We start from the raw sequence: 13,088 nt of genomic DNA on the forward strand, positions 1-13,088 counted from the left end.
ATGTGATTACTACGATTTCCACTACTATTCCTCAATTAAGACAAACAACTACATAAACGATATTTGGAATCCCCCTATCTGTTAATTTTAAATTCATTTTATAATTAGCTAAGATTTTTTTTCAAATATCAATTTTCCTTATATGTTTAATAATATAATAGCTTATTCGGTTAAGAATAAGTTTATAATATCAGTTCTAGTACTAGGACTGGTGATTTGGGGTGTATTTTCTCTAAAACAATTACCTATTGATGCTGTTCCCGATATAACGAATAATCAGGTTCAGATAATCACTGTGACTCCAACATTAGCCACACAAGAGGTAGAACAATTTATAACTACGCCCATAGAGCTATCCCTCCAAGCTCTTCAAAAGGTCACAGAAATAAGATCTATTTCTCGTTTTGGTCTATCTGTTATAACTGTGGTCTTCGATGAAAAATATGACGTATATCTAGCCAGACAGTTAGTAGGAGAGTGTTTAAAAAAATCTGAAGAAGAACTTCCAAAGGGATTAGGCGCTCCCGAAATAGCTCCTATCTCAACGGGATTGGGAGAGATATATCAATACGTATTAAGGCAGAGTACCGACTCTACATCTGAAAAGAGATATTCATCTACAGAATTGAGATCCATACAAGATTGGATTGTAAAAAGACAATTATTAGGTATTGAAGGTGTAGCAGAAGTCAATTCAATGGGTGGATTCGTAAAGCAATACGAGATATCTATCAATCCACATATATTGCAATCCGCAAATATCAGTATCATAGATATATTAGAAGCTCTAGAAGACAGTAATGAAAACACTGGTGGAGCTTATATAGAGAAAACATCCAATGCGTATTATATACGTTCCCAAGGGGTTTTAAAATCTATAAGAGATATTGAAAATACTGTTATTACAGTTAGAAATGATATCCCCATACTAATAAAAAATATCGCCACTGTAAATTATGGTGAAGCTCCTAGATATGGAGCCCTAGTAAGGGATGGACAAGAAGTTGTAGGAGGTAAAGTCATGATGTTTAAAGGTGCAAACGCTTCTAAAGTTACGAGTTCCATAAAAGAAAGAGTAGAAGAAATTCAAAAGTCATTACCTAAAGGGGTGGTAATCGAACCTTATCTAGTAAGAGATACACTGGTGAAAACTGCTATTGGCACAGTTAAAAAAAATCTAATTGAAGGGAGCTTAATAGTGATTTTTATACTAGTTCTACTATTGGGAAATTGGAAAGCAGGATTAATAGTGGCCTCTATAATCCCTTTATCTATGTTATTTGCTATAGCTATGATGAACCTCTTAGGCATTTCAGCTAATTTGATGAGTTTAGGAGCTATAGACTTTGGATTAGTAGTAGATGGAAGTGTAATAATAGTAGAGAGCATAATCCACAGGATGAATGTAAAACACATAGGCAAAAGACTGACACAATCCCAAATGGATGATGAAGTTATAAAGTCATCACAAAAGATTAGGACATCTGCTACATTCGGAGAAATCATAATATTAATAGTTTATATACCCATACTCGCCCTAGTAGGTATAGAGGGAAAGATGTTCAAACCTATGGCTCAAACTGTTATGCTGGCCATATCTGGTGCCTTAATCTTATCTCTGACATATGTTCCGATGATGGCCTCTGTATTTTTAAGTAAGGATATAAAAGACAAAAAAACTATAGCCGACAAAATAATGAACTTTTGCTATAGGATGTACACACCTGTACTGGATAAAGCCATGGAGTTTAAATCTCTATTTATTGGAGGGGTAGTGTTCTTATTTTTTATCAGTCTATTTGTTTTTAGTCGAATGGGCAGCGAATTTATACCGACCCTAGAAGAAGGAGATTTAGCCTTGCAACAGATTATACCTCCTGGGAGTTCGCTGTCTCAGAGTATAGATATCACTAAAAGAATACAAAAAAAACTATTAGAAGATATTCCAGAGATAAAAGAGATAGTTTCAAATATAGGATCGGCAGAAATACCAACAGATCCTATGCCAGTGGAGATTGCAGACTATATCATAATAATGCAAGAAGATTGGCTTAGCAATATTTCTAGAAAAGAGATGTTCGAAAAAATTGAAATGTCTATAAAAGATTTTCCAGGTGTGGATTATGAATTTTCACAACCCATACAATTGCGTTTTAATGAGTTAATGACAGGGACAAAAGCTGATATTGCCATAAAACTATTTGGCGATGATTTAGAGATACTTCACAAAAAAGCTTCAGAGGCCGAACAAATCATAAGTGCTATTGAAGGTGTAGGAACCGTAAATGTAGAGCAAACTATAGGAATGCCTCAGATTATAATCTCTTTCGACTACGAAAAAATGGCTCAGTATGGCCTTCATGTAAAAGATGTGAATAAGATTATCAGATCTTCTTTTGCTGGAGAAAAAGCTGGAGTAGTATATGAAGGGGAAAAGAAATTCGATATGGTCGTAAGGTTGGATAAAAACTACAGAGCTAATCTAGAGGATATAGATAATTTATTCATACCTCTAAAAAATGGCAGACAAGTGTCTCTGGGCAATATAGCTTCTGTGGACTTAATAGATGCTCCAATGCAAATCTCAAGGGAAAATACCAACAGACGTATTGTTATTGGAGTTAATGTTGGGAATACAGATATCCAAACTCTAGTAAACAAAATAAAGAGTGAATTAGATAAAAATATCTCTTTGCCAGTTGGTTATTATTTTAGATACGGAGGGCAATTTGAAAATCTAAGAGAAGCCAACGAACGTCTAGCTATAACTCTGCCTATAGCTTTAGGGTTGATATTGATTCTGTTATATCTCACATTCAATTCTATCTCTCAGGCCTTTTTGATATTTACTTCTATTCCGTTATCTGCTATCGGCGGGATATATGCCTTGTTGATAAGGGATTTACCTTTTAGCGTATCGGCAGGAATTGGCTTTATAGCTTTATTTGGGGTTTCTGTATTAAATGGAATAGTGCTAATAGGTTATTTCAATCAACTAAAAAGGGAAGGTGTAACAGATATAAATCAAAGAATATCAATAGGTACAAAGACACGTTTAAGGCCTGTACTTATGACAGCTATTGTAGCCTCTTTAGGTTTTCTTCCCATGGCTATATCCACTTCTGGAGGTGCAGAAGTACAACGTCCCTTAGCCACTGTTGTCATAGGGGGATTGATATCTGCTACATTCTTAACTCTAGTTGTTCTTCCAATATTGTATTTCTGGTTAGAGAATAGAAAAAAATCAAAAAATAATGTCACTTTTTTTAAAAATCCTCTATTGATCTTATTTCTGTTTTTAATGTGTGGTTTTCAAGTCAAATCACAAACTGTGGAAATTAGTCTAGATGATGCTGTAGACATGGCCGTGAAGAATCATCCGAGTATAGAAATTATCAACTTAGAAATAACTAAGACAGAATCCCTAAGTAATCTGAATTACAATCTGGGAACTACTGATATATCATATGAAGGAGATAATGTTTTTAATGAAAATGACCGACGAGCACATCAAATTAGCATAACACAGAATTTTCCAAATTTGGGGATAACTACAGCTCATAATACTTTACAGAGGGAAATCGCAGCTAAGAGTTTATACGAAAAAGAAATAACTGAAAATGAGTTAAAGCGAATGGTAAAAAAGTTATATATGAGTATTCAATATAAAAAAGGATTGAAAAAAATATATACAGATTTATCTAAGGTGTATGAAGATTATTTTAATAAATCAAAGTCAAAACTAAGTGCTGGGAATATAAATGCCATAGAAAAACTAATTATAGAATCAAAATTTAAAGAATATCTATTGATGACAAATCAAATAGATATAGAAATTTCTAGTCTAGAAGAAGAATTTAGATTTCTGTTAAATACAGAAGATCCAATAAGCACTAAAGGAGAACTAGATGTCTTAGAATACAATATTAAAGATACTGAATCGAGTGCCTTACTAAAACGTAGTAAACAAAATATTGCTGTTGAAACTGCAAGGGCAGACTTGCTAAAAAATAAACTATTGCCGAATTTAAGTATAGGGTACTCGGCTATAAATTCTAATGGTGTAGAGTGGTCTAATGGAATCAGATTGGGAATTAATATTCCAATATTCAACAATATTGAAAGGAGAAATATAGATGCCAAAATCACAGATATAGCCATAGCTAGTGAATTACACAATTTAAATGAAACATGTGTAAAAGAGGATATACTAAAAGCTCAAAGAGATATTATGATCTATAAAAAAGGAATAGAATTTTACGAAAAACAAATGAAGACCATAAACTCTGAAATAATCAAAATGAGCAATCTAAACTATGAGACAGGAAATATATCCTATATAGAACTCCTAAACTCTATAGATCTAGCAATTAGTAATAACTGTAAGTATCTCAAACAAATTCTCGAATACAATAATGCTGTGGCTGACTATCAATTTATAACTAATCAATAAAGAACAATTTTGGTATAATGAAATACACTAATACAATTATCAGATATACACTAATAGTACTATTTTTTTCTTGTGGTGAAAAAGAGTCTAATAAAAAACACTCACATGGTCATTCTGAAAAAAGTCATTCACATGATTCACATGATCATGGAGATAAAGATGATCACGATTCACATGTGTCTTTAAGTAGAAAACAAATAAACACGATTGAATTAGAATTCGGTTATGTCTCAACTGTGAAAGTCAATGATTTTATAAAAGCGACGGGGACCCTTGGAGCTCCTCCAAAATACGATTATCACATAACTTCAAAAGCTCCTGGTTTTTTAAGAATAGAAAGCAAATACGTAGAGGGAGAATACATAAAAAAAGGAGCGATAATTTCATATTTAGAAAATTCTAGTCTCATAACTAAACAACAAGAATATCTAGAGGTGAAATCTAAATTAGAACTAAAAAAAATGAATTTGAATAGACAAAGAGAATTAGTATCTGCTAATGCTGGAATAATCAAGGAGCTTCAAAAGGTGCAGTCCGAATATGATATTTTAGAAACACAATACATAAGCCTATCAAAACAATTGGAATATTTAGGTATTTCCACACGTGATTTAACCTCTAAAAATATAACTGAACGAATTGAGATAACATCACCTACTAATGGATATATAACTGGAATAAATATGCGCAATGGGATGTATACAGAATCAAATAATTATCTGATGGAGATAATATCTAGTGAACATCTACATTTAGAATTAAACGTTTTTGAAAAAGACATACAATTCGTAAAAGTTGGTCAAAAGATAAGTTATAACATGCCTGCCATGGGAAATATAAAATACCTTGGAGAGGTCAGTGTCATTGGTAAAAAATTTGATAACGAATCTAGGACGGTTCGCGTGCATGGACATTTAGAGGGCGCACAGCCAGTATTTCTAAAAGATTTATTTATAAATGCTAAGATATGGCTGAGCGATAATACTACAGAGGCTCTTCCAAATGAGTCTATCTTAAAAGAAGATAATCAATACTTTATCTACGTCGCCCAAGATGATTCTAAATCAGATGAAGTAGAATTTAAAAGGATAAATGTAATAGCTGGAGCTACCGAAAATGGATTTACAGCTGTGAAATTTTTAGAAGAAATCCCAAAAGACATGAAGATAGTAACAAAAGGAGCTTATTACGTTTTTTCTGAATCTAAAAAAGGAAGTCTAGCGCATGAACACTAAAAAACACGAATAGATACTTTGCTGAAAAAAAAGAGGGCTTTTAGCCCTTCTTTTTAGAAAATTTAAATCCTAATTTGCTGAACATTTTTTTTTCAAACTCTAGGAAAAAATCGAACATTCCAAAGATAAAACCATAGAAAATCAAAAGCACTTGATAAGCTGGAAATACTATTAAAATCCACATCAAAAACCTGATATACAAGGAGGCATCTGAACTTATGCCTAATAACTCAAATGCCAGTTTCTTTACATAAACTGAAGAAGAGCCAGTGACGGAAAACACCAAGAGTATTTTAAATAATTCCCAATTGCTGTTAACTTTCCATCTCTCTTTCAATCTATTGATCATGCTATTTTCTTTCACTTACTTTAAAAGTTTTTATTCCAGGGAAATATGAGTTGTCACCTAACTCCTCTTCTATTCTTAATAGTTGATTGTACTTTGCCATTCTATCTGAACGGGATAAAGAGCCAGTTTTTATCTGACCTGCATTTAAAGCCACAGATAAATCAGCTATGGTAGCATCCTCTGTTTCGCCAGAACGATGACTAATGACAGAAGTATATCCTGCATTTTTAGCCATATTTACAGCTTTGATAGTTTCAGACAAGGTTCCTATCTGATTGACCTTTATAAGTATAGAGTTAGCTACATTGCTATTTATCCCTTCACTTAACTTTTCGACATTAGTGACAAAGAGATCATCTCCAACTAACTGAACCCTATCTCCTATTTTGTCGGTAAGTGTTTTCCATCCATGCCAATCATTCTCATCCATGCCATCTTCTATTGATATGATAGGATATTTCAAAGATAAATCACACAGATAATTGGCTTGTTCTTCAGAGGTTAAAACTCTAGCTCCTTGCCCTTCGAAAATAGTGTAATCGTATTTCCCTTCTTTATAGAATTCTGAAGAGGCTACATCTAATGCTATCATGATATCTTCTCCAGCTACATAAGCAGCATTTTCTATAGCTTGCAAAATAGTATCTAAAGCATCTTCAGTCCCTTTCAATTTTGGAGCAAATCCACCTTCATCACCAACAGAAGTAGTTAATCCTCGTTTTTTCAATACCATTTTTAAATGATGAAAAACATCGGTACCCATACGTAATGAGTCACTAAAATTAGTCGATTTTACAGGTATTATCATAAACTCTTGAAAAGCTATGGGCGAATCAGAATGAGAACCTCCATTTATTATATTCATCATAGGCACGGGAAGAGTATTGGCATTTATTCCTCCTATATAACGATAAAGAGGTATATTGAGCGAAGCCGCCGCTGCTTTAGCCACAGCTAAAGAAACTCCTAAAATAGCATTAGCTCCTAACTTAGATTTATTCTTAGTCCCATCCATTTCTATCATCAAATTATCTATATGAGACTGATCAAAAACGGAAACGCCAATTAGCTTTTGTGATATTTTACCATTTACATTCTCAATGGCTCTCTTGACCCCTTTTCCAAAATATAAACTTCCTCCATCTCTCAACTCAACAGCTTCATGCTGACCTGTGGAAGCCCCCGAAGGAACTGAATATCTTCCAATAGTTCCATTGTCTGTAACTACATCTACCTCTATTGTAGGGTTCCCTCTAGAATCTAAGATCTGTCTGGCGTGAACCTTTGATATAACACTCATATTTACTTAGTTTTTTTATACTGTTTTACACTCTCTATAAATTGATCAAATAAATAATACGAATCATGAGGACCTGGTCCTGATTCTGGATGATATTGCACAGAAAAACAATTTTTATCTTTTATACACATGCCAGCTATAGTCTGATCATTGAGATGTATATGGGTCACATCTATTTCTTGGTGTTTTTTTACTGCTTCTTTATCTACGACAAAGCCGTGATTTTGAGAAGTTATCTCTCCTCTTTGTGTTAAGAGATTTTTCACAGGGTGATTTATGCCTCTATGTCCTTTGTGCATTTTATAAGTCGGTATGTCATTTGCTAGAGCTATTATTTGGTGTCCTAAGCAAATGCCGAAAAGAGGCAGTTTTCTATCTATAATTGTTTTTGCTAGTTTTTGTACACTTCTTAATGGAGTTGGATCTCCAGGGCCATTGCTGAGAACATAGCCATCTGGATTCCAAGAGCTGATCTCTTCAAATGAACAATCATATGGAAACACCTTTATATAACACCCTCTATTAGATAGATTCTTGAGTATACTCTTTTTTAATCCCAAATCTAATACAGCTATTTTCATATTACTATTGGTGTCTTCACCAAAGAAATAAGGACTTTTAGTAGATACTTTAGAGACCAATTCTAGATTTTCCATACTGGGAACCTCCGATAATATTTCTCTCAATTTATCTATTTCCAAAATTTCAGAAGAGATGATAGAATTCATAGCTCCTTTATCCCTTATATGTCTAACTACAGCCCTAGTATCTACATCGGAAATGACAATTTTATTTTGTCTTGAGAAGTATGATAACAAATCTTCATTGGCTAGTGATCTGGAATAAGACAGACTGAAATTCTTGCAGATTAATCCAGCTATTTTTATGCTATCTGATTCTATATCGCTTTTGCATGTGCCATAATTGCCTATATGAGCATTTGTGGTCACTACTAGTTGACCAAAATAAGAAGGATCTGTAAAAATCTCTTGATAACCAGTCATGCCCGTATTAAAACACAGCTCCCCATAGGATGTGCCTTTCTTTCCCACAGCGCTACCGTAAAAAATAGTTCCATCTTCTAATAACAATACTGATGGGTCTTTGAACATATATTTCATCCTTGGGATACCGTTTTAGTAGATTTATGTTATCAATTACAATTTAGCATCAAAATACGATAGATAGAATTGCTGTTTATCATGAATTCCCTTTGGGATTTACTAGGGGCAAATGTATCAAAAAAACATATAGCTCAGTTAATTACATTTTATGTCGACTAATATTTTAATCAAAAAAAAATATTTTTTAAAAAAAACATTTCCGATAAAATAAAAAGTATAATTTTGCATCCGTTCCAAGTCACACAAAAGTGGTGATTTGTCAAAATGGTCTGGTAGTTCAGTTGGTTAGAATACATGCCTGTCACGCATGGGGTCACGGGTTCGAGTCCCGTCCAGACCGCTAAACATTAAAAATGAAAGCCTTGAGTATTGAATACTTGAGGTTTTTTTTTGTTATGTACAGGGTCGGCAATAGGGTTGGGATATATTTGCTAAACTCCACAATATCTATTCAATAGTTTTTAACATTACAGGATAATCGGCGTGTTAATGTATAATTTTGTACAAACCAAATTCACATGGCTTCAACATCAAAAATTGAGAAAGGACCTATCGATTATCTTTGGGAATGGGCAAACGAAAATGGATATTGGAGCAAATCTTTAGTTAAGATGGTTGTATCAACCGAATCCAACCTTACAGAATCAGATAGGAAATCAGTCTTTGATAAGTATCTTGGTTCTATTGGTGTCAAGGAAACTACTGCTACCAATTCAATAACCAAACCTTCCTACTCACCAACCAATCATAGAATTACTCTTGAATCATTATCAAGCATTAGAGGTGTTAATCGCTTAGCTGAAAATCAAACTTTAAAATTTAGCCCTAACATAACGATAGTCTACGGACAAAATGGTACGGGGAAAACTGGATATGTGAGAATTCTAAAGTCACTTGGATTTAGCTATGAAAGTAGATCTAAAATTTTCTCTGATATCTCCGAAGAGCAAATCCCTCAAAGTGGCAAGATAAGTTATAAGTTAGGTGAAGAAGATAAAACAACTAAATGGAATGGTATCGATTCAAATTCAGAATTAGAGGGTATATCTGTATTCAATAATAACTGTGTTAACATTACTCTTACAAGCGTTAGGGAATTAATTGTCACACCAATTGGCTTCCATCTTTTTAACATAGTTACTAAGGAATTGGATGTTCTGCTTAAAATGTTGGATACGGAAATTGAAAACTGTACTGTAAGCTTGGAATGGGCAGAAAAACTTAACGAAGGGACTGAACAACATTCCTTTATCAATAAAATACTATCTCATAATATCGATAAAAAGCTATTTTATGAGTCTAAAATAAAAACCCTTAAAGAATTGTCTAAATGGGATTCTCTTGAGGATCAAGCAAAACTTGACCAGCAAGAGGAAGAATTAAAAGGACTTAATAAAGAATTGTTATTACATAAGTCTAAACTTTTAGACGACCAAATTACCGAACTAAACGAGATAAAATCTAGAGTTGAAGCAATATCGTCTTTATTAACTAAAGAACTTTGGGAATCTTTCTTAAAACAGGAAGAGTGCATCCAAGGGCTTAGAGCTACTAGCAAATCTAAAATTGAAGATGTAGCTAAAGAAAATGAAGTGAAGTTTTACAAATCAGAACAATTTAATTCATTCATAAAGGTAGCGGAGGAATACATCAAACTACTAGATAAGGAAAGCTATCCAAAAGAAGGTGATGAATGTGTTTATTGCAAACAACCATTGCAAACAGAAAAATCTATTGAATTACTTAATAACTACAGAAGGTTATTAAATTCGGACACTGAATCGAAACTATTAAAAGCTAAGGAAAGCCTTGACTTACTGAAAAAGGAAGTAAGTAACATTCAAACTGACTATGTGTTTCATCAAAAAAGTTTTGGTGAAACTGATAAGGGTACACCAGTCCAACCAGAGGAAATAATTTTATACAGCAAAAATCTGGAATTAATTAAATCTAGGATGTTAGGGAATACCCCATCCAAGGATTTGGATTTCGAGATTGACTATAACTCGATATTACAATTGCTCTTAGATAGAATTCGTGATCTCTCAGAGGAAAAGGAAGATATTGATAAGAAGGCATTAAATCCTCAAGAGGAAGAGAACAAAATAAAGAAGTTAATTAAGGAGTTAAAGGACCGCAAACTTTTAAGTGAAAAGAAAGAAGAGGTAGTTCGGGCTTTAGATAGTCATAAAATGAGGGACCTGTTATATTCAAATAGATCTAGTTTCTTTACAACAAAAATAAGTAAGAAAGCAACCAAGGCCAGAAGAGCCTTGTTAGCTAAAAATTTTGAGGGTATCTTTCAGGGAGAACTCAAAAAGCTTAAAAAATCTCACCTTCCCATTGAGTTAAATTTTGGTACCGAAAAAGGGAAAACAAAGATCAAGCAAAGTATGCATAATAACTTCTCTTTGCTTGATGTATTGAGCGAGGGAGAACAGAAAGCAATAGCATTAGCTGAGTTCTTAACCGAACTTCAATTAGACCCTACTAATGCTCCTGTTGTTTTTGATGACCCTGTAAACAGTTTTGACCATATAATAATAGACGACTTTGCAGAAAGACTGGTTGAGTTGTCGTCAGATAGACAAATTGTTGTCTTTACGCATTCTATTTTACTGTATAACAAATTCTTAGATATTAAGCTAGAGGCAACTACTGCAATTCAACTATACAATGTAACGCAACAATATGGTAAGACAGGTGTGTTATCCGAAGGTGAAGAGTTAAACAGTGTAGGTAGTTATATCAAAAAGGTTAAACTATTAATTGACGGTAGTGAAAAAGACAGGCGAGAGGAACAGGTGTCAGCAGAAGGATATGGACATCTAAGGTCAGCAGTTGAATTATGTATTGAACACGAAGTACTTAAAGGAACAGTTGAACGATATAAAAGGAATATATCGCTAGGTAAATTTTTGAGGATAGACGGGGATTTGATTAATAATAACAAAAGAGAGTTAATTAAAATTTTTAAAACTTGTTGCAAATATATTGATGGACATAGTAATCCAGCAATTATTGACCAAGCCCCCACTTTAACTCAATTAAAAAAGGATTTTGAAGACTTTAAGGAAATTAGAAAAAAATTTAAGTAGTAACGGACGACACTATCGCGTAAAGTGTGTAAATAAAAAATGACATATTTTTTTGTTTTTATTCATAGACACTATCGCGTAAAGTGTGTAAATAAAAAATGACATATTTTTTTGTTTTTATTCATAGCCGAACTCTTTTGTCAAAAAATAGTTAAAAATTGATTCAAAATTATTCCCCAATTTGGTATGGGTTTAGACCATTTTTTTGTAGCCTCCCTCAGAGCTAAAAAAGCAGATTTCATAACAGCATCATCAGTTGGGAATGACAATTTGTTTTTGGTGTATTTCCTGATTTTTCCATTGAGGTTTTCAATCAAGTTGGTCGTGTAAATAATTTTCCTGATTTCTACGGGAAACTCATAAAAAGCAGATAGCTCTTCCCAGTTATCTCGCCAGCTTTTAACAGCATAAGAATACTTAGATTCCCACGTCTTTGTAAAGTCATTTAGGGCGACACTATCCTGAAAAGTGTGTAAAGTTTATATTTAGGATAAAAAAAAATCTAGATATTAAAAACCTGAGTTCGATTAATAATTAGGTGTAAAATAGTCAATAAAAACAATGGAATTAGATTAATTTAACGCTCTAAAATTCAACGGTTTAATTATAAAAAAAAACATACATGATAATTTGCTCCAAAATCACAGAAATATTTTGTTTAGTTGATGAATTCTGTAAAAAATATTCTCAAGTTATTGATAAAGCCCTTTTGGGTAATAAATCAAAACGCCCATGCAGAATGAGCTCTAGCGAAATAATAACCATAATGATTATTTTTCAACACAGTAGCATGAGAAATTTCAAGCATTTTTATTTGAATTATTTACAAAAACACATGACTAAAGAATTCCCTAAAACCGTATCATACAACAGATTTGTGGAATTAATGCAACAAAATTTATTACCTCTTACCTTGTTTTTAAAGACATTCTGTTTAGGAAAATGTACTGGAATTTCATTTGTAGATTCCACTCCGATTCGTGTTTGTAAACATAAAAGAATAAGTAGAAATAAGGTATTCAAAGGCATTGCTAATGTAGGAAAATCAACGATGTGCTGGTTTTATGGATTTAAACTTCATATAGTCACAAACGACCGAGGAGAAATACTAAATTTTTGCATCACAAGAGCTAATGAAGATGATAGAACGCCATTAAAAGACGAGCGTTTTTTGACTAAAATATTTGGAAAACTCTTTGGTGACAAAGGGTACATAAGCAAAGATTTAAGAAAAAATCTATTTGAAAAAGGCGTAGAATTGATTACCTCAGTTAAAAATAACATGAAAAATGCCCTCATGCCAATGATTGATAAACTATTACTCAGAAAGAGATCAATCATAGAAACTATCAATGATCAGCTTAAAAATATTTGTCAGATAGAACATTCTAGACATAGAAGTTTTGCTAATTTTCTAACAAATATTATTTCTGGACTTATCGCTTACAGCTTTTCGCCTAAAAAGCCCTCTATCAAATACCCAATCGTCGGTAACGCCAGTATTAATTCGGTTTATTAATCGAACTCAG

The 13,088-nt window shown here is 33.0% G+C and carries 7 protein-coding genes, 1 tRNA gene and 1 pseudogene; 5 read left to right on the forward strand and 4 right to left on the reverse strand.

The window, feature by feature from the left end:
- Positions 1–142: 142 nt before the first annotated feature.
- Both JBKA6_RS03585 and JBKA6_RS03590 read left to right on the forward strand, forming a co-directional pair.
- Positions 143–4,453, forward strand: a complete 4,311-nt coding sequence (locus JBKA6_RS03585) for a CusA/CzcA family heavy metal efflux RND transporter (protein ID WP_096685935.1) — start codon at positions 143–145, stop codon at positions 4,451–4,453.
- 17 nt (positions 4,454–4,470) lie between these two features.
- Positions 4,471–5,688 (forward strand): efflux RND transporter periplasmic adaptor subunit, encoded by a 1,218-nt coding sequence (locus JBKA6_RS03590; protein WP_096685937.1) that lies wholly within the window; start codon positions 4,471–4,473, stop codon positions 5,686–5,688.
- A 40-nt stretch (positions 5,689–5,728) separates the two neighbouring features.
- Here JBKA6_RS03590 and JBKA6_RS03595 read toward each other — a convergent pair whose 3' ends face one another.
- The 3 genes from JBKA6_RS03595 to carA are packed head-to-tail and all read right to left on the reverse strand — an operon-like array spanning position 5,729 to position 8,458.
- Positions 5,729–6,052, reverse strand: a complete 324-nt coding sequence (locus tag JBKA6_RS03595) for a DUF6787 family protein (protein ID WP_231952032.1) — start codon at positions 6,050–6,052, stop codon at positions 5,729–5,731.
- On the reverse strand, positions 6,039–7,337 hold the full coding sequence (eno, locus tag JBKA6_RS03600) for a phosphopyruvate hydratase (protein ID WP_096685939.1): 1,299 nt from the start codon (positions 7,335–7,337) through the stop codon (positions 6,039–6,041). The genes JBKA6_RS03595 and eno overlap by 14 nt, the downstream gene beginning before the upstream one ends.
- Before the next feature lie 2 nt (positions 7,338–7,339).
- Positions 7,340–8,458 (reverse strand): glutamine-hydrolyzing carbamoyl-phosphate synthase small subunit, encoded by a 1,119-nt coding sequence (gene carA, locus JBKA6_RS03605; RefSeq protein WP_096685941.1) that lies wholly within the window; start codon positions 8,456–8,458, stop codon positions 7,340–7,342.
- 269 nt (positions 8,459–8,727) lie between these two features.
- Here carA and JBKA6_RS03610 point away from each other — a divergent pair.
- Together JBKA6_RS03610 and JBKA6_RS03615 are read left to right on the forward strand one after the other, a co-directional pair.
- Positions 8,728–8,801 (forward strand) — tRNA-Asp (locus JBKA6_RS03610).
- A 178-nt stretch (positions 8,802–8,979) separates the two neighbouring features.
- Positions 8,980–11,559, forward strand: a complete 2,580-nt coding sequence (locus JBKA6_RS03615) for an AAA family ATPase (protein ID WP_096685943.1) — start codon at positions 8,980–8,982, stop codon at positions 11,557–11,559.
- A gap of 121 nt (positions 11,560–11,680) precedes the next feature.
- Here JBKA6_RS03615 and JBKA6_RS03620 read toward each other — a convergent pair.
- Positions 11,681–12,011, reverse strand: a pseudogene (locus JBKA6_RS03620) (transposase); the annotation flags it as partial.
- Between the two features lie 170 nt (positions 12,012–12,181).
- On the opposite strand from JBKA6_RS03620, the gene JBKA6_RS03625 reads away from it, so the two are divergent.
- On the forward strand, positions 12,182–13,078 hold the full coding sequence (locus JBKA6_RS03625) for an IS982 family transposase (RefSeq protein ID WP_096685945.1): 897 nt from the start codon (positions 12,182–12,184) through the stop codon (positions 13,076–13,078).
- The last annotated feature ends 10 nt before the right edge of the window (positions 13,079–13,088 follow it).

Source organism: Ichthyobacterium seriolicida (assembly GCF_002369955.1).
GTDB lineage: Bacteria > Bacteroidota > Bacteroidia > Flavobacteriales > Ichthyobacteriaceae > Ichthyobacterium > Ichthyobacterium seriolicida.

Bases quoted from the DNA above. Each gene is read 5' to 3' on its own strand.
- eno (WP_096685939.1), bottom strand. From the start codon at position 7,337: ATGAGTGTTATATCAAAGGTTCACGCCAGACAGATCTTAGATTCTAGA.
- JBKA6_RS03585 (WP_096685935.1), top strand. From the start codon at position 143: ATGTTTAATAATATAATAGCTTATTCGGTTAAGAATAAGTTTATAATA.
- JBKA6_RS03625 (WP_096685945.1), top strand. From the start codon at position 12,182: ATGATAATTTGCTCCAAAATCACAGAAATATTTTGTTTAGTTGATGAA.
- carA (WP_096685941.1), bottom strand. From the start codon at position 8,458: ATGAAATATATGTTCAAAGACCCATCAGTATTGTTATTAGAAGATGGA.
- JBKA6_RS03615 (WP_096685943.1), top strand. From the start codon at position 8,980: ATGGCTTCAACATCAAAAATTGAGAAAGGACCTATCGATTATCTTTGG.
- JBKA6_RS03590 (WP_096685937.1), top strand. From the start codon at position 4,471: ATGAAATACACTAATACAATTATCAGATATACACTAATAGTACTATTT.